We start from the raw sequence: 22,933 nt of genomic DNA, 5'->3' as shown, positions 1-22,933 counted from the left end.
CTTGTTGCGTGCCGGCTTAGCCGCTCAGGCGTTGGCGTGTTCGGAAAGGATGGCGTCGATCTGTCCGACGGCCTCCCTCATGCCTTCCTCCATGCCCATCTGGACCATCTGCTCCATCTGCTCCTCCGACTCGAATGAGGAGACGATCGTCATCCTGGTGCGGTCGCCAATGCCCTCCAGGTTGACGGTGGCGTGGGTGGTTCCCAAGGCATCCACGGGCTGGCCGTTGTCATCGGCAAATCCGTCGTCGAAGGCAAGCCTCTTGGGGCCATCGATGGTGGTGAAGCGCCACCATCCGCGGGCCTTTTCGCCCTCGGGACCGCTCATGTAGTAGCTGGCCTTGCCGTCTGAGCGGAAGTCGAACTCCTCGAAGGTGGCCGGCCAGGTAGGCGGGCCCCACCAGCGTTCCAGCTGGCGCGGGTCTTCCCAGATCTGCCAGACCCGATGGATGTCCGCATCAAATTCTGCGATCAGCGTGAAGCTCAGCGCTTCAAGATTCTTGGTGGAACTGATGACCGGCATTGCAGAAACCTTTCCTTATCCTTCGGCCAGAATGTCAGCGATCCGGCTTACGCGCTGGTGCCAAATCGCCTCGTACTCATCGAGCAGGCGGCGGGCTTTCTGCAGCCCTTCATGGTTACCCCGCACGATCTGCTCCCTTCCGCGCTTTTCCTTGGTGACCAGGGAGGCGCGCTCCAACACCGCAACGTGCTTTTGGACGGCGGCGAAACTCATGGCGTAAAGGCCCGCGAGGCCGGAGACCGTGTATTCTCCGACCGTCACCCGGCGGACGATATCCCGCCGGGTGGAATCGGCGAACGCCTGGAAAAGGCGGTCAAGTTCGGTTTCACGGAGCTGATCTACAACCATTTGGTTGTACGATAGTCCCGCTTGAAGGAGGTGTCAATACTTCGTGGAATGCCTGTTTCCGGCCCATCAGGCTCAGGCACGCACTGTATCTTGTTGCCCATGGGCATTTTCCTGGCCGGTGGCGGACCGGACTACCACTCCTTCCCGGAAGTGTTTGAGCGTTTCGTCAAGGACATTCCCGGGCACCGCAGCCAGCTGCGCCGGATCGCCGTTGTGGTGCACCACCGCGGCGGAAACCCTGGAAGTGTGCTGCAGGATTACGCCGGGCCGCTTCAATCCCTGACCTCCTGCGAGGTGGCACCGGTCCTGCTGCGTGCTGGCAGCCCGGCGGATCCGGCGGCTTTCGATGACGCTGACGCAGTGGTGGTGGGCGGCGGACTGACCCCCGCATACCTCGAAGGGATTCGGGACTGCGCTGGTGCGGTTGCGGCAAGAGTGGCCGACGGCGTCCCCTACCTTGGGTTTTCCGCCGGCGCCATGGTTGCGCCCCGCAGGGGCATTATGGGCGGCTACCGGATTAGCGGCGTCGAAGTGTGTGGCGAGGAGTGCTCCGAGGACCTCGACGAGATCGATGTGCGCGACGGACTGGGGCTCGTTCCATTCGCCGTGGACGTCCACGCAGCCCAGGCCGGGACCCTCAGCAGGGCCGTCGGTGCCGTCGCCGCGGGGTTCGTGGACAGGGCCGTGGCGGTGGACGAGAACACGGCGCTTGTCCTGCCCAACGCCGGCGACGTGGAGTTCGAGGTGATCGGCAGCGGCCACTGCTGGGATATCCGCAGGACCGGCACAGGCTGCGGCATTTCCCTCCGCTCGCAGGGCAACTGAGCCAGCACCGCCTGAGTGGCTGACTAGTCGAAGTGCGTCTGGATGCTGGTGCCGGACAGCTGTTCGATCAGTTCGGTTGCGACATCACGCAGCTTGCGGTTGCGGTTACTGGAGACCTTTGTCAGAATCTCCATCGCTTCCGACTGGGAGCACCTGTTCTGCGCCATGATCACACCGCACGCCAGGTTGATGGCGGTCCGGCTTTCCATGGCTGCCTCCAGGTCATCCGCACGGCTTTGCGCCGATTTGATGCGGATAGACAGTTGGAGTGTGCTGTGGGCGGCCGCAGCAAAGCCCAGGGCCTTGTCGTAGACATTTGGGGTGAAGGCACCGGGCTTGGAAGCAAAAAAGTTCAGTGCCGCGCTGGCTCCGTCACTGATCTCCAGTGGTACGCCCAGGGAGCTATAGACGCCCGCCTCGGCGAATTTCCGGCTCAGCTCCGGCCACCTCAGATCCGTCGCGACGTCGTCGATGATCACGGGGGACATGTCCCTGAGTGCCTTGATACAGGGACCGTCACCCACCGCCTGCTCCAGCTGATCCAGCTCGATCGCGCGTTCGCTGCTCCCCGCGGCAGTAGAGGGCTTGCGCCTCAGCTTGACGGTAACTGCGCATTCGACCTCGTCGCCGGCCGCCTCGGATACCGCCGCGGCGGCCAGCTTGGAGAGCCCGGAGAGAAATTCAGTTGCATCTTCCGTGCCCACCAGGATGCTCTGGAGCTGCGCCGCAGGCTCGCTCCCAGATGAATTCGACATGGGCCTATCCTATGTCCCGGCCCACGAAAGAGGCGCCTGTTGACCTACATGAAGCAGGGGGACCTCCATCCCGATTAACTTTATGCCGAACGGATACTTCTCGAGACGAGAGCCGAAGGCCTATTCAGGCAGCTCAATCTGGAAACCGCATGGACAGTGCAGTACCTGCGTTGTGAGGTATACATCCAAGGCGTCTGCCAGGTCCTGGTCAGTAGTGGCAGGCGCATAAAGGCGGCGGAGTTCCGAGCCCGTCTTCTGCATGGGCTGCCCGCAGTGGATGTAGTGCCCACCGAAGGAGAGCACGTCCTCCGGGCTCCGGACCCGGTTCAGGACTGCGGCAACAGCAACAACGCCCGCCCGGTGGAGGTAATGGTTCCTACACGTCCTGCAGGAGTAACCCACTTCCACGGAATCGCTGGCAGGAGGGGTGAGCGCCGCGATGGAGTGCAGGGCCAAGTGGCGGTCCGATCCGCACTTGGTGCAGATGAGGGGATAGTCCTCAGCCTGCTCCCCCCTAACGCCGTTGTTGGGACCCTCGGGATGGATCGACATGGTCAGGCCGCAGCGGGGTAGCTGGACAGAATGTAGTCGGCAGCTGCCGGACCAACCATCCGGAGCCTGCTGTCATGAACGTCTACGCCGGCCCGGTGCATTGCCGCGCGGAAGGTAATGTCCGGTTTCGCTTCCAGGCCGTGAAGGAAGCACCAGCTGACATATAGGCCGTAAAGGCAGTCGGCGGACATAGGACAGTCCGTGTCGAATTCGGGAACTGTGGCTTCGGCAAGAAAGGTTGAGAAATGCGAGGCAGCCATGATGGCTCTCTTTCGCTGTGTGCATCCATCCGCCGTGTTGCTACAGCGGTTCCTCCTGCTGGCCCTGCACGTGCCCCGGAGGGGGAGCGTCCCAGTCATGTGGCGCCCGCCACTTAGAATCTACGCACTCGCCGCCCTGCTGTCCAGCAGCGTTAAGCACCCGTAGTACTGGAAAGCCTGGACGCCCGCGGCGGACAGCCAACCGGGCCGGACGATGAAGGCAGAAGGACCGGGCGTATCAATAGAACTTGCACGAGCGTAGTGTCAGTAGCAGGAGATTTCGGGATGACGGGGAAATCCAGAGGTTGAATACCCCGGTCAACGAGTGGCCGAGGCCATTTCGCATCGAGGATCGAGGGCTAGTGGCCCAGAACAGTAGACCTCCGGATGGGGAGATGTGGCTGCAGGAACTGGTCCTGGACAGCCGGGATGTCGTCGGCTTCCTTACGGACTTAGCGGTGATTGCCTCTTCAAGGCTGTCCTCCCCTGACAACCGCATCCATTCGGGAGTCACTGTCATCCGGCGCAAGAGAGCCGAAGCAGTAGCCAGCAGCGACGCGGCAGCCCATGCCTTGGACGAGTTGCAGAACGGGTGCGGGGACGGACCCTGCCTGACGGCGCTCCGGGCCGGAACCACTGTCCTGGTATCGGATCTTGCCACCGAGGGGCGCTGGGCTCCGTACCTGAAGGTCGCCAGGGAGCGTGGCGTTTCCTCTATCCTTGCGGTACCGCTGGACCTGGCCGGCGAGGCAGAAGCGGTCCTCAACCTCTACTCCGGCCGGAGCAATGGATTTTCCGAGGACGATGTGTCCACCGTGGAAGCCTTCGCCAGCCAGGCCGCAAGTTCGGTGCGGCTGGTGCTTCGCCTCACGCAGCTCAGCGAGGCCAGGAGCGACCTCGCGTCGGCCATGCAGTCCCGCGCCGTCATCGACATGGCGGTTGGCGCAATTATGGCCGAAAACAGGTGCAGCCGCGACACTGCATTCCAGATCCTCACCAGGGTCTCCAACACCCGCAACATCGAGCTTCGGGATGTAGCGGCTTCCGTCATCAGGTCCATTTCGGGCGAGCAGCAGATCGTCACCTACTTCGACGAGTAGCGCCGCCTCCCCCCGCTACCGGAAGGTGACGAGTCTCACCTGCAACAATTCGCATATTGGTTGTGACTCGCACCCGGCTCCGGGCACCATGGAAAAGCAGGGTCTGTGGCTTCCGGACAACACTCCCGGCAGTCCCGTGTGCTTGATCACATCAGCCCCGCTACGGTTGCCAATCCCCGCAGCAACCTGCACCATGGAAGTACGGGAATGCGCTTTCCCACCTGCAGTCCGTCCTCACCGACGAGGACACGGTCCGGGCAATGAAGACTCCGGGCCGCCAACCGCATGAAATGGAAGTTGAATAATGACGTTCGATGCCAATGACTCCGTGACCCTGAAGATCTGGGACCGGTCGGCCCTCCACCACACCTTGGACACCGCGGTCAGCGACCTTTCCGCGCGCCATAACACCACCACCTGCCGCATCGCCGTTACCTGCAGCGGACCCAACACCTTTACGCTGAGCGTGCGCGGCGAAGACCGCGCGCTGGCCTCCGTGTAGGTCCACCACCCCTTAGGGAAAAGCGGGCGACGGCGGGAGGTTCCGGCGTCGCCCGCTTTCCCGCTTTTGCGGTGTTTCAGTTGCTGGCCGAGCGGCCATGGGACAGCCCGGTGGGGAAGCCCACCAGCGCCGGCTCCGGGGCTGCACAGCAGGCGCCCTCCCCGTCCGCAGGAGCAGCGGCCGGGGCAGGAACGTCACACCTGCTGCTGGCGTCAGTGGAACACACTCCCGTTTCCGGGAGTTCGAGCTGGACTTGGTCCGCGGCTTCGCGGTCTCCGGCCAAGGCAGCCACCACGGACCGGACCTGCTCGTAACCCGTAGCGAGGAGAAACGTGGGCGCCCGGCCGTAGGACTTCATGCCCACAATGAAAAAGTTCTTGTCCGGGTGGGCCAGCAGCTTTGCGCCGTGCGGCGGAACGGTGCCGCAGGAGTGGAACTCCGGATCGATCAGCGGGCCCAGCTGTTGGGGAGCTTCCACGGCAGGATCCAGGTCCAGCCGGAGTTCCCGCAGGATCGCCAGGTCCGGGCGGAAGCCGGTGCAGGGAATAACGATGTCTGCCTCCACAATGCGGCCGTCCACGGCGTGCACGCTGACCCCCGCGGGTGCGTCGTTCAAAGCGGCGATACCAAAGCCCGTCAAAAGTTCGATCCTGCCGGCCTCCACCAGGCGCCGCACCCGGGCGCCGAGTTGTCCCCGCGCCGGCAGGCCGTCCGCGTCACCGCCGCCGTAGACCTTCTCTGCGGAGGCTCCCCGTACGGCCCAGAGAATCCTGGTCTTTGGTTCGTCCTTCGCGAGCTCGGCCAGGCTGATGAGGGTGTTGGCAGCGGAGTGCCCGGCTCCCACCACCAGGACCCGGCGCCCCGCGAAGTCTGCCCTGTCCCGTCCCGTGACGTCGGGCAGCGGTTCTGAGATCCGGTCTCCCGCCGCGTCCTCGCCGAGCGCGGGCAGCCCGGATGCGCCCAGCGGGTTGCGGCTCGACCAGGTGCCGGACGCATCGATGACTGCCGCCACAGAATGATCGCGGGTTTCGCCGTCTGCGTGCTCCACCCGGACCAGGAACGGCGCAGTGTCGCGGTTGCGTACGTGGGTTTTGTCCAGGCCCTGCCTGCCGATGGCCGCAACGCGGGCGCCCGTCTGCAGCCGGGAGGAAATCTCCGGCAGCGCCGCCAGCGGGGTGAGGTAGTTGTCCACCAGCTCGCCGCCGTAGGGCAAAGCTGTAAGTCGGGGAGCCTGCCAACCGTTGGCCTCGAGCAGGCGGAGGGCGGCGGCGTCGAGGTTGAACCGCCACGGTGAGAACAAGCGGATGTGGCGCCACCGGTCAATGGCCGTGGCCGCCGTCGGGCCAGCTTCGAAGACCAGCGGCTCCAGGCCGCGCTCCAGCAGGTGGGCCGCGGCGGCCAGCCCTACGGGGCCGGCGCCGATCACGGCAACGGGAAGGGCCTTTGTTGATTCCATGCTTTTCCTCTGTCTCATCCGTAGGTTTGGCGCTCGGCGGCCCAACCGGGTGACGCTAGGGGTCCTTCTGGCAGCTCATAACGACGCGCGGCGCTACCCGGTTGGGAGGAGGGAGGGCTGCTAGCAGCAGTCCTGATCGTCGTCGCAGCAACCGGAGTCGCCGCAGCATCCTGTCGTCATTCCGCTCACCCCCTCCCCCCTGTTCCGGGTCCTAGCTGTGGGTTGGTTCCTCGACCAGGGCGGTGGCGATGCTGTCCGCATCCTCCAGCGCGGCGAGGTAGCGTTCGGCGTCCAGGGCAGCGGCGCAGCCCGTGCCGGCGGCGGTGATGGCCTGGCGGTACCGGTGGTCTACCGCGTCGCCGCAGGCAAACACGCCGGAGAGGTTGGTGACGGTGGTGGGCGAATCGACCTTGATGTAGCCGTCCTCGTCGAGGTCCACCTGCCCGGTCAGCAGTTCGGTGCGCGGCACGTGGCCGATCGCAACAAAAATCCCCGTGGCGTCCTGGCGCCGGGTCTCACCCGTGCGTGTATCCGTCAGCGTCACCCCGGAGACCTTGCCGTCACCATGGATGGCCGTGACGGCAGAGTTCCAGGCGAAATTGATCTTGGGGTTGTCCTTGGCCCGCTGCGCCATGATCCGTGAGGCGCGCAACTCGCCCTTGCGTACGACGACGGTCACGGACTTCCCGAACCGGGTCAGGAACATCGCTTCCTCCATGGCCGAGTCCCCGCCGCCCACCACGATGATGTCCTGTTCCCGGAAAAAGAACCCGTCGCAGGTGGCACACCAGGACACGCCATGGCCGCTGAACTTCTTCTCCTCCGGCAGCCCGAGTTCCTTGTACGCGGAACCGGTGGCAAGGATGACCGCCGGGGCACGGTGGGTTTCGCCGCCGCCGGTGACCACCGTCTTCAGGTGACCGGCCAGCGCAACCTCCGTGACGTCGTCGAACACTACTTTCGCGCCGAACTTCTCAGCCTGCTCCTGCAGCCCGTCCATCAGCTCCGGCCCCTGGATCCCGCCCGGGAAGCCGGGGAAATTCTCCACCTCGGTGGTGTTCATCAGCGCACCGCCTGCCGTCACGGACCCGGCCAGCACCAGCGGCTCCAGGCCCGCCCGGGCAGCGTAGATCGCCGCAGTGTACCCGGCCGGGCCGGAACCGATAATGATCAACTGCTCCGTGGCGGCGTGCTGGGTGTTCGAGGTAATAGTCACGGCGGATTCCTTTGCTTCAGGCGTTTGGGAAAAGGCTACTGGGCATCCGGTGCTGTGCGGCTACCAGAGGCTTCGAATTCCTGCACTCACGGTTCTCCTGCGCGGACTTGATAAATCGATGAACTTCGATATGTGAAGTATGCCCGCCTATATCGACGGATGTCAATCTGTTGCATAATGGGGTGCATGACCTCCCTGCAAATTCTCGAACCCGAGGTGGACGGCTCCTGCTGTGCGCCGTCCGGGAAGCCGGCCCTCAGCGCCAAGGAGGCCCAGCAGAGGGCACTGGTTTTCAAGGCGCTGGCCGATCCGAACCGGCTCCGCCTGCTGTCGATCGTCAAAGCGGGGGAATCAGGCGAAGCCTGTGTGTGCGACCTTACCGAGCCGCTGGACCTCGGCCAGCCCACGGTCTCCCACCACCTGAAAATCCTGGTGGACGCCGGCCTGCTCAACCGCGAAAAGCGTGGCACCTGGGCCTACTACTCCCTCGTCCCCGGCGCGCTCGACGAGGCGGCCGGACTCCTGGCGACGCTGTGAAGCAGCAATCTGCGGCGCAAGCCCACGTGCGCGACGCCGGCCCCGCTGACCTGCGCCGCACGTCACTGAGCCTGGTCCCGGCAGTGATGGTGTCGGCGTCGGGCTTTCTGCTGTTTGCCCGGGAGGACCGCGTCCCGGGCTTCCTCCTCCTGGCTGCCGCCCTGGTGCTGGCCGGGATCATCAGCCGCAGCCTTGTTATTGACCTGGCGCTGATTGCCGTGGGCCTGACCGCCATGAGCCTGGTTCCCATCACCACTGACATCAGCACCGAGCACATGGCCGTGATGGGTACCGCGATGATCCTGGCCGTCGGCATCCCCTATGCGGTTTCGCGGTTTGTCACCGGGGACCACGCCATCCGCTTCCCCGTCCGGACCGGCCAGCCATGGACCAGGGCCGAAAAATGGTACCTGCCCGCAGTCCTGCTGATCGGGTACGCCCTGATGCCCGTCTACATGATCCGGACCGGCGTCTACAACAACTGGCCGGCCGTCAGCGATCCGGAGGGCATCGCCCGGCTCTTTTTGGGTACCAATGTGCTGGGGATCTGGGACGAGCTGTTTTTTATCTGCACGGCGTTCACGCTCCTGCGCCGGCACCTTCCGGACTGGCAGGCCAACCTGCTGCAGGCAGTGCTTTTCACGTCATTCCTGTGGGAGCTGGGATTCCACTCCTGGGCGCCGTTTTTCATCTTCCCGTTTGCCCTGCTCCAAGCGAGGCTCTTCACGATTACGAAGTCGCTGTCCTACATCGTCAGCGTCCACCTGCTGTTCGACTTCGTGCTGTTCCTGGTCCTCATCCATGCCCACAACCGCGAATGGATCGACATCTTCCTGTACTGACGCCTCCCGCTTAAGTGGGCTTGCCTGCTCTGGACGTGTATGACGCGGGAGCCCATAGTGGGAGCGTGCAGACACCCGATCCTGAGCTTGAGGCCCTGCGGCAGCGGGCGGCCCGCGGCAAGTCCGACGCCGTCGACGAACTGATTGAGCGTGCCGCCGACCGGGGGGGACCTGGACGAACTCCGGCAGCTGGCTGGTGCCGGCAGCCGCGACGCGGCGGACCAACTGGTGGAAACGGCCGCCGAGATGGGCGACCTCGATGAGCTCCGCCGGTTGGCGGCGCGAGGCAACCGGGACGCCGCCGACGTGCTCGAGGAGCTTGAAGACGAAGCCGGCGGCGAATAGAACGGAGTCAGGGGATGCCGGCAGGCATCCCCTGACTCCGTGCGAAACTGATCCGCTCCGTCGATGACGGCCTGCGTGCCCTCGTCCAAGCCCTCACCCGCAGGGGTGCGGGTGAAGTTCGTCAAAGACAGCCTGGCCTTCACTGGCGAGGACTTCCCCATGGCCAACCTCATGCCCACAGTCCTGCGCCCTTCGGCGAATTCGCGGTGCATACAGAGTGCGATAAAGATCGTGACGCCGGTACAGGCAGCCGAGCAGCTGATCCAGCGGGCCGGCAGTCATCCTTGCCTGCGACTATGGGATCAGCAGGGAAACGTTCTACCAGTACCTGCGCGACGCCAAGCCAGCGGGAACCCTCTCCCGCACCGAGCCGCCGCTCTTGCCGTTACTGGTAAGCGTGCATATTCGATTTCGAACTAATCGTGCTTTCTGAGGCGTGTCGTCCGACTGGGCACACTCCAACCTGCCGTCAGGCACCCACCCGGAACACCGTCATAATAGAATCCAAAGAAGGCTCCTTTACGCCTTTCCTCAAAGGGTCTAAGACTTGAACCTGACACAATGGCGAAAAAGCAGCGCCTTACGCGGCCCGGGTCTGAAAAGCCTGAGCACCTGATACTTGCATACCGACACCAAGTGATATCGACTTATGTGAGATCTGTGCAGCCTACTGCGTCAGTTGTAGCGTGGTACCCACGTGGACAAGGTGTGTGAGCTCCAAGCATGAAGAAGAGCAAGGCGCAAACGCCTGGAAGGTCTCTCGCTGGAGGGCCTAAGTCATCTCGTCGGCAAATGTTGGGAACTGCTATCGGTGCAGTCCTCGCGGCTGCCGTGGGTGCTTCCGCATCAACGAGCAGCGGGCGTGGGGACCGGGAGCGCTTCGTTAGTGTCACCGGAGGACAGTTCATACGCAATGGTGATCCTTGGCGGTTCGCGGGAACGAACTGCTACTACCTGCAGGGAAGCCCGCACGAGGTTATCGACGAAGTCCTCCACACCGCCGCTGCAATGGGTTTGAGTGTCGTGCGGTGTTGGGCCTTCAACGACGGTCCGGACCGGGACATGGCACTCCAACCCGCCCCTTTCGTGTACCCGGAGGATGCCTTCGACTCGCTCGACTACACAGTATTCAGGGCAGGTGAACTGGGTCTGAAGTTGGTTCTTCCCCTGGTCAATAATTGGCCCGATTTCGGAGGTATGCAGCAGTACGTTGCTTGGTATCTCGGTCTTCCTGACGATTCGTACGCCGAAAACCTTCACCACGACCGTTTCTACACAGACCCGTCGATTCGTGCCTGTTTCATGGCTTATGTCAAACACGTCATTACGCGAACCAACCGTTACACGGGTTTGCGGTACAGCGAGGACTCAACAATTATGGCGTGGGAGTTGGCTAACGAACCCAGGAACCGCTCGGACCAGTCTGGTCACGGAATTTATGCGTGGGCTGACGATGTGAGCACGTATATCAAGGTCCTTGCACCGCATCAGCTGGTCGCGGTCGGCGATGAAGGTTTTGGGTTGCCAGAGCTGGGAGACAAAGGCTACCCCTACAGTGCCAGCGAAGGAAACAGATGGCCGGCTCTGACTGCGTTGAGTGCCATCGACTACGCAACTGTGCATCTCTATCCTCAAAACTGGAACCAATCGTCCGCTTTCGGGATAGATCCCGTTGCATGGGGCAAGCAATGGATTGCCGACCACGCAGCTTTGGGCCGACAGGTGGGTAAACCAGTTGTTTTGGAAGAGTTTGGTCTGAAAATCGACACTGATACCGGTATTCCATCGTCTGATGCAAGAGACTCCGCATATGAAGAATGGTTAGTATCGGCAGAAGATTCAGGTTTCGCAGGCACGCAGTTTTGGGTCTTAGCCGTAAAGACGGATGCCGGCAGAACGCCCACGTTGGAAGATGGTTATCAGGTTGTCCATCCCAGTCCGACGTCCACTGTTATTGCAAACCATGCTCTTAGACTGAGTATGCGCGCCTATTGAGGACGTGATGCTTTAGCTAAGCAGCGAGAACTTCGCTGTGCTGGCCGTTCCACCTTCGTCCTCGTGGAATTTGACCTCAAGTCCGTGAGGTGTTTTTTCCCAGTTATGAGGACTTGAAAGCATTTGCCATGCTGCACGCCATGCAGCAACGGAGTGCAGGATCCAGTAAACCGGATTGAGGAGGGCGAAGATCGCGACCCTCCAGCCGTGTCTTCGCCACGTGACTATCCCTGATACAGAAATCATCATGGCGTTGCCGAACAACATGGACAGGGTGCCGCCCACCAGGAGCCAACCCGGCAGGACGAGGCCGACGAATTGGTATCCGATATAAGTCACGACAGTGAAGCCCAAGACCAAGGGGTAAGCAAGAAACGCAAGGGGTGTTCCCAGGATGAGGCCCAGAAACCCTATCGAACCTGCCAATCCCGTGCACTGCACGTAGCGGATGGAGTTTCGGGTATTGACGGCGGCGGTCAACATATAGCCTTTGATCCATCGAGTGCGTTGTCTGATCCATGCGGGTACTTGGGAGCAGGCTTCCTCCCAAGTGGTGGAATCTATCACCCCCACTCGGTAGCCTTCGACAGCAGCCCTCAGGCCCAGATCTGCATCTTCCGTGACGTTCCAAGGATCCCAGGCGCCGATCTCTTTCAGGAGCGTAGTGACGAAGTGGTTTGACGTTCCCCCCAAAGGGAGCGGAATGCCTGATCTTTCAAGCCCGGGGAGCATGGAGTCGAACCAGTGGGTGTATTCGATGGCAAACAAGCGCGTCAGAACGTTTTGGTCCGCGTTGAAGTAGTTCAGGGCTGCCTGGACGCATATCAGCCGTTTCCGGCGCGGGGAGAGGTAGGTCCGGTCAAACTCGTCGTCATGGAAAGCGGAGACGGCAGCGCGTAGTTGCCCCGGATCCGGGCGATCCTCGGCATCGTAGATCACAACGTATTTCCCCCGCGCGAAGATAAGACCGTAATTACAGGCTCTGGGTTTGGTTTGTGGTACCCCTCGAGGCACAACAAGGATGCGTACGTATTCCGGTGGCCGCGAGTTTTTGGCGGCTGCAATCGTCTCAGTGTCGTCTTCTTCCAGCAATACCAGCACGTCCAGTTTGGAGCGCGGGTAGTCGAGCCGGGCCAGGTTCGTCAATAGCTTGTCGATGATGTTGGCCTCACGGAAAACGGGGATGAGGACGGTGTAAACGGGCAGGTCGGCATCCGCTATGCGTTCTCTGCAGAGCGAAAGACCTCGGCTGCGCAGTTCGCGTTCACGTTCTTTTGCGGCGGCCCGGTCGTACAGGAAATCGAAGGGTTGCCGGAGACTGGCTAGGGTCTTGAAGGCGATGTTTACCAGGAAGACGAAGTTGGCGGCAGTCAGCAAGGCGATGACAGCGCCTTGGACAGATACTGCAAAGGAAGCCGCGATCGCCGCGAACAGGACGGCAAGGAGCAGCAATTGCCACCAGGTGAGGGCCGTGCGGGCAGAGTCACCTGGGCGCTCCTCGGCGAGCCGGTCGGCCGATTCATACAGGAGTTCTCGGCGAAATGCTCGCTGGACGGCCTGAGTGATGTCCCAGTCTGTTGTAGTTCTGAACAGGATCTTTTTGGCCCCAAAGCGCCGGGTCGCTTCAGCAGTTATCTGGGCGGAAGGTTCAACTGTCGTTGCCACGGTCAGGACGCCGTCCTCTAAACGCCACGGTATCCAGTCCAGCTCAATAACAACGTTCAAGGGCAATGTTTTGACTAGCGCTTCGTCGGGCGGATTGGCGACGAGGTCAATGAGCGGGCTATCCCACTGCCGGGCCAGAGCCGTGTAAACATGGAGCCGGTTGAGGCCGGTTTCCAAAATAATCTGGCGTCCCAGCGGCCCGCCTTCCCTTCGCGCGTTCTCTCGTGCACGCTCGAGCTGCTCAGGTGTAATCAGCCTTTTTTCAAGAAGATCTCGGCCAAGGGCCTGTTCAAGCCCTTCAGCTGCGTCAACAGGCTTGCGGGACATCAATCCACTGTCCTCTGATAAATCCGGTGCGTGGGCGTAGAAAATGCGAGGGCATACCTTGTGCCGAAGGATGGGTTCTGGCTGATTGCCTCGTAAACCATGTCCCTCGGCCCGGTATAGGAGGCTCCACGGCTGGCTTCGACGTTGACAAACACCCACTCCGCATGAAGGGCGGGATCAAAAAGGGCTGGTGCGAAATGATCTCCGGAGGCGCGGTTGTAAAAGTGGTGAAGCGGGATACCCATAACCGGCAGCACAGCGTTTCCGCCTGCGCTCTCATCCATGAGGATTCCACCACTCGTATAGTTGGCTTGCAGCCATCTTGCTGCTTCAGACGAATTTTGGGTGGACTGCGCGAACAGCCTGCCCTCGGCTAAAACTGCCAGGCGGCCAACCGGGTCCTCACTCCACCAGAGGTTTTGAAGCAGCAGTGCTATCACCAGGCCGCTGAGCGCCCAAGGTCGCAACGATCGGGGCCTCGTGATCCAGCTCACGAAGGCGGCAGCAAGTACCGCGAGAAAGGGAACCGCCGTGAGGGCGAACCGGTTGTTCCACCAGCCCGGTGGCAGAGAGTGGTCGTTGTACATCACGGTCTGCCCTAAATATAGGCTCGCCAGGCCGAAGGCATAGGCGCTACCAGTCACTGCAACGAGCAGCGTCATATTGCCCAAGCCGTGTTTAAGGACAAGCACGAACGCTCCGCAGGCCGCCAAAACGAGAGTTACCCAGCCCACTGTTTCCAGCAACGACCAGTGAAAAGTCCACAGGGTCATGCCGAGGTTACCTTTGGTGGTCACCATGCCACCCTCGGTCATCGCCCTCTGCTGGGCATAAGCGGAGTACTCGCCGAACATGAACTCCAGCGGTTTGCCATAGATGGCCCAGTTGTAAGCAAGCCACCACAGGACCGCCCCGACGGGAACCATGGCGTAGCTCCCAGCCATGGTTAGGGCCTCACGCCAGCTCCCTGAGCGGCGCATGGCTACCACGAGTACAAACGCACTGCCTGTCAGCACCAACGCCCATCCCTCATAACGGGAAAGGACAGCTGCCCCTGAAGGGATGCCTGCAAAGACTGCAAGTTCACCGGCACTCATCCGGCGTCTGCTTGTGGCCCAGTGCGCGAGGCCGGCCATTCCCGCCACGAGGCACATGATCAGTACAGGTTCGGTGAGGGCGGTGGTGTAGACGTACAGCACTGCAGGATTCGCCAATAGGACCAGAACGCTGGCGATGCGGCCCCCACGGTTGAAGCCAAGCCGGGCGGTGATGCGGTAGAGAGCCGAAGCGGACGCGGACAAAGCCAGTATTCCGAGGATGCACGCCCCCCATCCTGTTTTGAACATCCACAGGTTTATAACGAAGGGCATCAGGAGTATGTGCGGCATGGGAAGCCATACCGTCCCCAGCTGTTCAAAGCCGGGGGCCTTGCTGTCGAATACTCGTCGGGCGATGGTTAGATGGCTTTGAGGGTCGGGATAGTCCAGGTTGGTGCCCTGGCCGGTCGTGTAAAGGCAGGCGGCATACCCCACAACTGCCGCAATCATGGCAACGGTGGCTGTTCCGGGAATTCGGCGCCCCGATACAGGAGCCGCCATAAGATCCCAGGTTTTTAGGGCATGCGTCAATGCTGCTGCGGGGACCGATTGCACGCGCGCCAACGTGTCAGTTGTCACGGTCGTCCGCCGCTGCGCGCTCCGTTGCTTCTGCGAAGGTATGGGCTTGCTTGCGGTGTCGGCGCATCAACCAGTGCCGCAGAAACAGCGCCAACGCAAGGACAGCTACGACAACAGCCAACCACAGCCCGTAAGGACGGTAGCTGTCCGCCACTTCCTGTTGCGGGACCACGGCCGTGCTGTCCAGCATCACTGGCTTGCCCCCACTTTGGGTCAGAAGCAGGTTCCGCGACAGGGCTGCCCAGCCACCGTCTTGTTGGTGTACGTAGGCAGCCAGGGATCGCTGCAGGGTGTGGCTGGAGTTGGGATCCCGGTCCGGAACCCACGCCCCCAGCATGAGAATGTTGCGTCCGTTGTGCTCGAATGCCTCCAAAACTCCGAACGGCGCGCTTGCTTCAACACCGTACTGCAGGTTTCCAGCGCTTACTGTGCGGAACCCAGAGAGACGGAGCGGCGCCGATAGCTGGTTCGCCGTGTCTGCCGTAGCACCCACCAGCAGACCGGAATCACTCGACCCCAGCAGGGCCCCCGCATCTACCTTGAGCACGTCAAGCAGCTCGGAGGCCTGGCGCTGCAGGGTAGCAACCAGCAGCGCAGCGTTGATGGTATTTGCCTGAGTTGAAGCGCCGCCGTCGTATGCTACGGGTAAGCGGTGGCCAAGTACTTGCGGAAAACGCTCAAATCCTGGGGCTACGGAGTGCCCGCGCACACCGCTTACGGTGCTTTCGGTGGTGTCCAGCGTCATTTCCATTGGCAGGGTGCTGCCTCCTGTGCAGTTGCCGTTGGAGGGCAAGGCCGTGAGCCTGAGCCTCATCCCGTTTCTCGCTTGGACCTTTCCCGCCGGCACGTCTGCCTTGACTTCGAATCTGTCACCCTCAAGTATGCGGGAGCTCACTATATGGTCGTTCCAGTAGACCGTAAGTGCTGCCTGCCCTCCTGCCGGTATGGCAGTGTGGGTGCCTTTAAGGAGGACGGACCAGGACGATACTGGACCGCCGAAGCGTGACTGGCTAATGCCAAGATACGTTTCCTGCGTGCCGTGGCCGGCAAGCTTCATGTTTGACGCTCCCAGTGCTTGCAGCGACTGTTCGAGGCGGGGTGCAGCCTGAAGAGACATGGTCATGTTGGAGACCGCCGAAGCATCGGCCAATGCCGCCGTGTCGCTTGCCAGTGCCAGGCCTGCTGCGCGAAGTTCGTTCCCGTGGCCAGCGAGCGTCAAAGTTGGCCGACCGTCCGCGGCTGACACGCTTGTGCTTACGTTCCCGTCTTCTGAGGCAACGCGGATGGTGCGGGACCCTGCTGGAAGGCTCGCTACTTGAGTAGGGAGCTCTGAGTCCGGAACGGCCAGTATCTGCGCATCCGGGTAGCGGTGCGCCATGGCTGCGGCGACTGCAAGAATTCCGACAGAAACGTCCTCATTAGGATCATCCGGGACGGGTAGCAGGATTGCGGGCACCCCCGGGGCAAGGAACTCCGCCACCGTGGTCGGCAGCACCTCGCTGCCATCAGAAACTATCGATATAGCGCCCAAAGTCGCCACAGAGGAAGGGTCGCCGCATGCGGCACCTGGGCCTGGGACGTACTGCAGGCCAAGCACCAAATGCTGATCGGAGACATTAGCGGCTGCGAGCACGGCATCTAGTGTCACCGTTGAAGCAGCTGGGGCCTCGAGAAGCACGCCCCCGGGAACTGTCACTCGCACGAGGCCCTCGGCACGCCCCGTAACAGATATCGTGCCCTTAACCGCCCGGGGTTGGAGTCCTGGCACCAAAGGAATGGTTATGTGCTGCTCACTTTGGCCGCTGAAAGCAGAAACGGTACGAGCGCCGGCAGGAGAGTCCGGGGTGCCTTGCGCGCTTGCGCTGATTGCACTACTTACAAGGAGTGCACCGACAATAAACGTACCGGCAAACGTAGCGCAAGTCAGAAGACGTCGCACCATCCAAATAACATGGCGCTGAAACAAACGCGAAAAAATCAAGATCCCCTCATTCACATGCGCCACACCGGCCTCAGGGGAATTACGCATTGGGTCTGCGGCGAATTGACAATGGGGTTCCTAACCTTCCGTTCTGCTGCATGGGTCCGTGCCATTCCGGCATTGGTGGACAAACACGATCAAGCGCGATGCGCCGTTTGCGGAACTCGACAAACTATAGACGGACTAACAAAGGAAATGCGCTCCTTAGAAGGAAACCTCCTTAGCGGGGTTGGAGTGCGCGGTGGCGGACTACGCGGGTGGGACGGTAGACCACCCGGCTCGCGAAGAGGAATCGGGCGGTAAACGCTATGGCTAGCGTGATCACCTGGGCATGCAGGGGCCAGACATACAACATCTCAACCAAGAGGATAAGAAACGGCAGACGAATTAGCGCCTCGGCGTTGTTGAACAGGAGGTGCTGAATTAGGCGGCCACGCAGAGAGTTCACTCCGTCGCGCAGATCGCGGAACACGAAGCGCTCCTGGAGCACGAAGTTGTGCAGGATCGAGATCTCTGCAGCAATGACCGCCGCGACTACGTAATTAATCTCGAACACGCCGTGTAGGAGCGCTGCCATGACCAGCAAATTGACGACCGTACCGAACGCTCCTACCGCGGCGAATCTCGTCATTCGGCCCATTCGAAAGCTCGCCCGCTGCTGTATAAAGTGCATTCCGTGACGCAGGGCGGCCTTGCACTCAACGGCCAAATGATCGCCAAACGCAAGGGGCAACTCCCACACGCGCAGGTCCTGGTGTGCCAGGATCTCGGGCCTAATCTTTTCTGCCACGATGCAGCAGCTTTATCTCGAAGATCACGGTAACTCCCGGAGAGTGTTCGCAGTTGCCTGAAACAGGCGTGCTGCTATTGCCCTAGATAGTAATGATGTGTTGCAATCCTCAATGTCCGGTCGGACTATCGTCTGCCCATTAGGGAGACGGCTCAGGGGCATTTGCCCAAAATTATTAGGAATAAACGAGAGCGTAATATTCATTTGCCCAAGCTGGCGGATGTAACCACTGCCCGAGCCGCTTGCGATGCTCATTAGCCTAGGTTGGTGTGTCCCAACATTTATATATGGACGAGTACCTGCTTTTGAAAATAGGGGCTACTTGGATTACTCCTCCTGAGTTCAGAGCTTCCTTCACATCGTTTTCTTCGAGTGCCGGATTCCTATACTCATATGAGCGTGGCGGCTCTCCCCTTAAAACTGAGATGGTTCTCTAAGTTCCCTGTCTGCGGACGACGGGAAATCAGCCCTCCGGGCTTTCTTTGGTTGAGGGTTTTGGCGTTTCGGTGTTTTGCATGTCGCATTTGCAGAACGGCCCGCGTGTCTCGACAGGACGTTTAAGTGGTGGTCTGCGTCGTCTTCGGAACCAGACTCTGCCGATGTCGATGGTGACCTTAGATCCTCCTACCCCGTTATTTAGGGTTTAGCGGCCGGCGCGGCTGAGACCGATACCGGCTCAACTTCGGGCTGCGTGCCGTACTTCAAGATGGATTCCTCAGCAACTTCCTATGAGGTCGCTTGTAGCAAGGCATATTGCGGACCAGAGTCGCAGCACCCGAGGCGAGGACCGCCGACGCGCCCGCTGTTGAGTCCAACGAGGCTTGAGACACCGAGGATGCGGGTTTCGACCTCCTGGCGGGAGTAGCTGGAGCCGGACTTGCCGGAGGACATGGAGACGTTGGTATAGCTGTAGTCCCTTATCAGGTCTAAGAGCCCGGGGGAAGCCTTTTTCGGCCACGTTGCCGCCATAGACCTTGACGTTCGAGACTGACCAAGTTTCCGCATGTTCACCTCGCCCCACAGCTCGAGGCCCAGGGAGCAAGACTGTAGGATACCCATCCGGCTCAGCTCCGGCCATCTGGAGTCCGGGGCGACATCTTCGATAAGGAACCGGGGCCTTCTCGCGTAAGGCCTTGATGCAGGGACCGCCACCGAAAGCTGCTCCAACTGATCCAGTTCCACGGCGCGTTTGCTGCTGCCGGCAGCAGTAGAGGGCTTACGCCTCGCCTTTACGGTGACCGCACGCTCGATATCGTCGCAGGCAGTGTAAAAGCCACGGCCGCCGCAAGTTCTAAAGGCCCGGAAAGGAGCTGCACCGCATTTTTTGCGCCGACCGAAATGTTCTGAAGCTGCGCTCGGGGCTCATTGTCCGTTGGCCTCGGGAAGCCAAGGCTTATTGATCCGCCTGCTGTCTGTATCGGCCTAGAACCTTAAGAAAGCCAGTTCGATCGGCCGGTGTAGCCGTCGGCGTCGTGAACCAGGTTCTGCACTCATGGAGGGTCAGCGAGGGCGACATTTAGGGCACAAGGAGACCGCCATTCACCAGCGTGAATCACAGGCGAAGACTGGGCCCGCTGCCCACAGCCGGGGATAATCCTGATGGGTTTTCCACCGCTACTGCTGCCGAGGGAGCTGTCCCGGTGGCTGCCATTTCCAGCCGTGGATAACCCGGATTGACCCCAACTGCGGACAGCTAGTAGTCGGCTCGGCTCTGGCCGTGGTAGCCAGACGTTGGGCGGGATCGATCAGGTAGGCGCTTTACCCGGCACTTTCGGTTACTTCGGAGTCCGGTTCGGCCCATTCAAAGGCGGCGACGAGGTGTCCCTCGCGACACGACCTCGTCGAGCGTGCAGCCCCTGAGTATCGAGGACGCCGTGAAGGGTTTCTCCGGACGGTAGCCGGGTCACACCTGAGCCCGCATGCAGCCTTTCCCGAACCCGCGGTGCCGCTTGGCGGGCTCCGCCCGGTGCTATTGCACGAAGACCCGCCCCTGCAGTCGCTTTCTTGCGCCCAGCCGCAGGTCCCTCGTGGTGCCCGGGTCGTGCCCCGGACGTCGCCAAGGGGTTGACAGGCTGGAGCTTATGTCTAATGCTTAGACGAAAGTTTGTGCAGTGGCGCACACTCGATTGGAGCAGTCAATGAAAGACATGTATTTCCAGCCCAAGCACGCCGCAATGTCCCGAAGAAGCCTCCTTTTGGCCGGACTGGGAACGGCTATGTCGGCTCCCTTCCTGGCTTCGTGCGCAGGCTTTGACACGAGCGGCGCGGCCGCCGGGGAAGGGACCGTCGGCTTCCTGTCCACCCAGTTCACGCCCGTGGAGGAGAAGCAGCGATACGAGGCAGTGCTGAAGAAGTTCGCGAAGGCACCCGTCGCCTATAACTCCGTGGATCCGGGCGTCTTCTCTTCCACCGTCAGCACCCAGGCTTCTGCCGGTAACGTCAAGACCTCCCTGCTTGGCGGGCTGCACGGTGAACTTGCCCCGCTCGCGGAGTCCCTGGAGGACGTGGACAACCTCCTCCGCGATCTGTCCGGCCGCGGCTTCACCAAGGAGATGCTCGAGCTGACGAAAGTGGGCGGTTCCACATCGCGCTACGTCCCCTGGATGCAGGCCACGTATGTGGTGGCCGTCAACAAAAAGGCCCTTGAATGGCTGCCCTCGGGAGTGGACGTCAACGATCTGACCTACGAGGGTTTCCTTGCGTGGGCGAAGGCGGCAAAACAGGGAGCCGGACGTCCGGTGTTTGGCATGCCCGCAGGCCCCAAAGGCCTGCACCACCGCTTCTACCAGGGCTTCCTGTTGCCGAGCTTCACCGGCGGCCAGATCACTACCTTCCGGAACGAGGACGCTGCCACGGCCTGGACCTACATGCAGGAACTGTGGTCTGCCCTGACACCGGCCTCCACCAACTTCGACAACATGCAGGAACCACTGGCACGTGGCGAAGTCCTGGTGGGCTGGGACCACGTTGCGCGGCTGGTGAACGCACCGGCCAACAACCCGGATGAGTGGCTGATGGTCCCCGCACCGCGAGGCCCCAAGGGCCGCGGCTACATGCTTATCATCGCCGGCCTCGCACTGCCTAAGAACGGCAAGGAAAGGGACCTGGCAGAGAAAGCCATCCGTGCCCTGTCCGAACCGCTGTCCCAGATTGAGACCCTGCGCAGCAACGCTTTCTTCCCGGTCGTCCAGACGGAACTCCCGTCAGACCTGACCGGCGCCATTGCCCTGGAAGCCGCGGCAGTCCGGCGGCAGCAACGATCAGAAGGCGCCCTCCTTGCCCTTCCCCCGGTGGGTCTGGGCGCGAAGGAAGGCGAAGTATCCCAGGTCTTCAAAAACTGCTTCCAGCAAATCTGCCTGGAAAACCGCCCGATCCAGCAGGTCCTCGATACCCAGGCAACCCAGCTCAATACCATCCTGCAGGGCCTTAACGTTCCGTGCTGGGCACCTGATCCGATCTCAACGAAGTGCGAGGTAGCGTAATGGCCGTAGAGGCACCACCAACTCCCGCCGGAACGCTGGCTCCGCCCCGCCGGCGCAAGATACCTCCCGCGGTCCTGCTGATCGCCCCTTCGGTGGTCTTTATGGCGCTTCTCCTGGGCTGGCCTGTCATCCAGGGAATCCTGCAGGCTTTCCGCGATGAAAACGGCTTCACCCTGGATTTCGTCACGCGGATGGTCCAGGACCCCTACTTCTGGCCCGCCGTGCGCAACACCCTGCTGCTCATCGTGGTGATGATTCCGCTGCAGTTCGCTTTCGCGATCGGCATGGCCCTGATGCTGCGGACCAATCCCCGGCTGCACAAAGTCCACTTCTTCGTCTGGGCCATCCCCCTGGCACTGAGCGACCTGGCAGCCGGGCTTGTCTGGCTGGCTATCTTCAACGACCGCGGCTACCTGAACTCGGCCCTGTCATTGTTCGGCATTGAAGGCGGTTCCTGGCTGGCCTACGACAACCAGACCAGCATGTTTATGTGCGTCCTGATCGCTGAACTCTGGCGGGCAACCTCGCTGGTGCTGATCATTGTGGTCGCCGGCCTGCAAGGCATTCCTAAGGACTACGACGAAGCCGCCCAGGTCTTCGGCGCCACGTTCTGGCAGCGGCTGCGGCACGTGACCCTGCCGCTGCTCAAGCCCAGCCTTCAGGTCGCCCTCATTCTCCGGACAATCCTGGCCTTCCAAACCTTCGCCGTGGCGCAAGCCCTCACCGGACAAAACTTCCCCCTTGTAGTGGGCGAGACCTACCGCTGGTACACCGGCCTGCAGAACCCCAACGTCGCCGCTGCGCTGGCACTGGTCATCCTCGTCGTCTCGATGCTGACGTCGATCTTCTACCTGCGGGCACTCCGCGACAAAAACCAGGGAGGCCTCCGATGAGCAGCACACCAGTGGACACAACACCCATTGCCCGGCAGAAACGCAACCGCTTCCTGCTCCAGGCAGCCTGCATCGCCGTCTCACTTTTTATGCTGATCCCCATCTACCTGATCTCGCTGGCGGCGCTGTCCACGAGGGACTCCCTTAACCAGTTTCCGCTGTCGCTGCTGCCCACCAACCTGTCGGTGGAGACGCTCAACGCGTTCCTCGGGTCCACGGGCATCTTCGGGGCCCTGGGCAACTCGCTGATCGTTGGGCTGGGAACACTGCTCTTCGCCGCAATCATCGGGGTTCCCGCCGGTTATGCACTCGCGCGCTACAGCTTCAAGGGCAAAGACCCCTACCAGCTGTTCCTGCTCTTCACGCGCGCCCTTCCCATCGTGGTCCTGTCCGTTCCGCTGGCCAGGCTCTTCCTGACGGTGGACATCTATGACACGACGTACGCCGTGATCCTGCTGCATACCGCGCTTGCCCTGCCCACCACCATCCTCATCTCTGCCAGCGTTTTCCTTAGCGTTCCCATTGACGTGGAGGAGGCAGCCAGGCTCTTCGGCTGCACGCCGCTCGGAGCCTTCGGACGGGTGGTCCTGCCCATGGCACTGCCGGGCCTGGCGGCGGCGTCGATCTTCACCTTCGTTATGTCCTGGAACGAAGTCCTGGGCGCCTCCATTCTGACCCTGGACCACCGCACACTGCCGGCCCAGGTGCTTAGCTCACTGTCCGACTCACCGCTCGCCTACCGGTTCGCCGGCGGCTTTGCGCTGGTCATCCCGTCCATCATCTTCATTGCGCTGATGCGCCGCTACCTCACCAACATGTGGGGCTCAACCATCCGCTAGGTCCGCCCGACCTATCACCGCACTT

Annotated in this window: 21 protein-coding genes and 1 pseudogene; 11 read left to right on the top strand and 11 right to left on the bottom strand. The window is 61.6% G+C overall.

Going from position 1 to position 22,933, the window contains the following annotated elements; genetic code table 11:
- Positions 1-24 precede the first annotated feature (24 nt).
- Both AC5RV1_RS06915 and AC5RV1_RS06910 read right to left on the bottom strand, forming a co-directional pair.
- On the bottom strand, positions 25-522 hold the full coding sequence (locus tag AC5RV1_RS06915) for an SRPBCC family protein (RefSeq protein ID WP_493947765.1): 498 nt from the start codon (positions 520-522) through the stop codon (positions 25-27).
- Between the two features lie 15 nt (positions 523-537).
- On the bottom strand, positions 538-870 hold the full coding sequence (locus AC5RV1_RS06910; protein ID WP_493947766.1) for an ArsR/SmtB family transcription factor: 333 nt from the start codon (positions 868-870) through the stop codon (positions 538-540).
- Between the two features lie 99 nt (positions 871-969).
- Between AC5RV1_RS06910 and AC5RV1_RS06905 the strand changes: the two genes are divergently transcribed.
- A complete protein-coding gene (locus AC5RV1_RS06905; protein ID WP_493993996.1) occupies positions 970-1,695 on the top strand; it encodes a Type 1 glutamine amidotransferase-like domain-containing protein in 726 nt (241 codons plus the stop codon).
- A gap of 23 nt (positions 1,696-1,718) precedes the next feature.
- Here AC5RV1_RS06905 and AC5RV1_RS06900 read toward each other — a convergent pair whose 3' ends face one another.
- From AC5RV1_RS06900 to AC5RV1_RS06890, 3 genes are all read right to left on the bottom strand, one after another.
- Positions 1,719-2,450: a GAF and ANTAR domain-containing protein gene (locus AC5RV1_RS06900; protein ID WP_493947768.1), complete on the bottom strand. Its 732-nt coding sequence runs from the start codon at positions 2,448-2,450 to the stop codon at positions 1,719-1,721.
- A gap of 120 nt (positions 2,451-2,570) precedes the next feature.
- The gene (locus AC5RV1_RS06895; protein WP_493947769.1) at positions 2,571-3,002 is read right to left on the bottom strand and encodes a hypothetical protein; all 432 of its coding nucleotides are present in this window, start codon (positions 3,000-3,002) and stop codon (positions 2,571-2,573) included.
- A 2-nt stretch (positions 3,003-3,004) separates the two neighbouring features.
- Complete coding sequence (locus AC5RV1_RS06890; protein WP_458779613.1) at positions 3,005-3,262, bottom strand: hypothetical protein; 258 nt, start codon at positions 3,260-3,262, stop codon at positions 3,005-3,007.
- A 362-nt stretch (positions 3,263-3,624) separates the two neighbouring features.
- Between AC5RV1_RS06890 and AC5RV1_RS06885 the strand changes: the two genes are divergently transcribed.
- A complete protein-coding gene (locus AC5RV1_RS06885) occupies positions 3,625-4,362 on the top strand; it encodes a GAF and ANTAR domain-containing protein (RefSeq protein ID WP_493993995.1) in 738 nt (245 codons plus the stop codon).
- Positions 4,363-4,666: 304 nt separating this feature from the next.
- The gene (locus AC5RV1_RS06880) at positions 4,667-4,864 is read left to right on the top strand and encodes a hypothetical protein (protein ID WP_493947771.1); all 198 of its coding nucleotides are present in this window, start codon (positions 4,667-4,669) and stop codon (positions 4,862-4,864) included.
- A gap of 76 nt (positions 4,865-4,940) precedes the next feature.
- On the opposite strand, the gene AC5RV1_RS06875 is transcribed toward AC5RV1_RS06880, so the two are convergent.
- Complete coding sequence (locus tag AC5RV1_RS06875; protein WP_493993994.1) at positions 4,941-6,320, bottom strand: FAD-dependent oxidoreductase; 1,380 nt, start codon at positions 6,318-6,320, stop codon at positions 4,941-4,943.
- Positions 6,321-6,531: 211 nt separating this feature from the next.
- The gene (trxB, locus tag AC5RV1_RS06870) at positions 6,532-7,536 is read right to left on the bottom strand and encodes a thioredoxin-disulfide reductase (RefSeq protein ID WP_493993993.1); all 1,005 of its coding nucleotides are present in this window, start codon (positions 7,534-7,536) and stop codon (positions 6,532-6,534) included.
- Positions 7,537-7,722: 186 nt separating this feature from the next.
- On the opposite strand from trxB, the gene AC5RV1_RS06865 reads away from it, so the two are divergent.
- The 5 genes and pseudogenes from AC5RV1_RS06865 (at position 7,723) to AC5RV1_RS06845 (ending at position 11,255) form a co-directional block, all read left to right on the top strand.
- Positions 7,723-8,073, top strand: a complete 351-nt coding sequence (locus AC5RV1_RS06865; RefSeq protein WP_493993992.1) for an ArsR/SmtB family transcription factor — start codon at positions 7,723-7,725, stop codon at positions 8,071-8,073.
- Positions 8,074-8,159: 86 nt separating this feature from the next.
- Complete coding sequence (locus AC5RV1_RS06860) at positions 8,160-8,915, top strand: CPBP family glutamic-type intramembrane protease (protein ID WP_493994034.1); 756 nt, start codon at positions 8,160-8,162, stop codon at positions 8,913-8,915.
- Positions 8,916-9,065: 150 nt separating this feature from the next.
- Positions 9,066-9,260, top strand: a complete 195-nt coding sequence (locus AC5RV1_RS06855; protein ID WP_493993991.1) for a hypothetical protein — start codon at positions 9,066-9,068, stop codon at positions 9,258-9,260.
- A 53-nt stretch (positions 9,261-9,313) separates the two neighbouring features.
- A pseudogene (locus AC5RV1_RS06850) lies at positions 9,314-9,693 on the top strand (hypothetical protein); the annotation flags it as partial.
- Between the two features lie 290 nt (positions 9,694-9,983).
- The gene (locus tag AC5RV1_RS06845; RefSeq protein ID WP_493993990.1) at positions 9,984-11,255 is read left to right on the top strand and encodes a glycoside hydrolase 5 family protein; all 1,272 of its coding nucleotides are present in this window, start codon (positions 9,984-9,986) and stop codon (positions 11,253-11,255) included.
- A 12-nt stretch (positions 11,256-11,267) separates the two neighbouring features.
- On the opposite strand, the gene AC5RV1_RS06840 is transcribed toward AC5RV1_RS06845, so the two are convergent.
- From AC5RV1_RS06840 to AC5RV1_RS06825, 4 genes are all read right to left on the bottom strand, one after another.
- The gene (locus AC5RV1_RS06840) at positions 11,268-13,247 is read right to left on the bottom strand and encodes a glycosyltransferase (RefSeq protein WP_493993989.1); all 1,980 of its coding nucleotides are present in this window, start codon (positions 13,245-13,247) and stop codon (positions 11,268-11,270) included.
- Complete coding sequence (locus AC5RV1_RS06835) at positions 13,247-14,794, bottom strand: glycosyltransferase family protein (protein ID WP_493993988.1); 1,548 nt, start codon at positions 14,792-14,794, stop codon at positions 13,247-13,249. The genes AC5RV1_RS06840 and AC5RV1_RS06835 overlap by 1 nt, the downstream gene beginning before the upstream one ends.
- 118 nt (positions 14,795-14,912) lie before the next feature.
- Positions 14,913-16,463 carry a hypothetical protein gene (locus tag AC5RV1_RS06830; protein ID WP_493993987.1) on the bottom strand — a complete coding sequence of 517 codons (1,551 nt, stop codon included), beginning with the start codon at positions 16,461-16,463 and terminating at the stop codon, positions 14,913-14,915.
- 661 nt (positions 16,464-17,124) lie between these two features.
- Entirely contained in the window at positions 17,125-17,694 is a 570-nt protein-coding gene (locus tag AC5RV1_RS06825; protein WP_493993986.1) for a GtrA family protein, read from the bottom strand.
- 2,138 nt (positions 17,695-19,832) lie between these two features.
- Here AC5RV1_RS06825 and AC5RV1_RS06820 point away from each other — a divergent pair.
- Genes AC5RV1_RS06820 through AC5RV1_RS06810 form a run of 3 tightly spaced genes read left to right on the top strand, consistent with a single transcriptional unit; the run spans position 19,833 to position 22,908 of the window.
- Complete coding sequence (locus tag AC5RV1_RS06820; protein WP_493947776.1) at positions 19,833-21,176, top strand: ABC transporter substrate-binding protein; 1,344 nt, start codon at positions 19,833-19,835, stop codon at positions 21,174-21,176.
- Entirely contained in the window at positions 21,176-22,069 is an 894-nt protein-coding gene (locus tag AC5RV1_RS06815; protein ID WP_493993985.1) for a carbohydrate ABC transporter permease, read from the top strand. The genes AC5RV1_RS06820 and AC5RV1_RS06815 overlap by 1 nt, the downstream gene beginning before the upstream one ends.
- Positions 22,066-22,908 (top strand): carbohydrate ABC transporter permease, encoded by an 843-nt coding sequence (locus AC5RV1_RS06810; RefSeq protein ID WP_493993984.1) that lies wholly within the window; start codon positions 22,066-22,068, stop codon positions 22,906-22,908. The genes AC5RV1_RS06815 and AC5RV1_RS06810 overlap by 4 nt, the downstream gene beginning before the upstream one ends.
- Positions 22,909-22,933 lie beyond the last annotated feature (25 nt).

The organism is Arthrobacter sp. Hb9-2, assembly GCF_059091165.1.
This window is presented reverse-complemented; position numbering and strand designations above follow the sequence as displayed.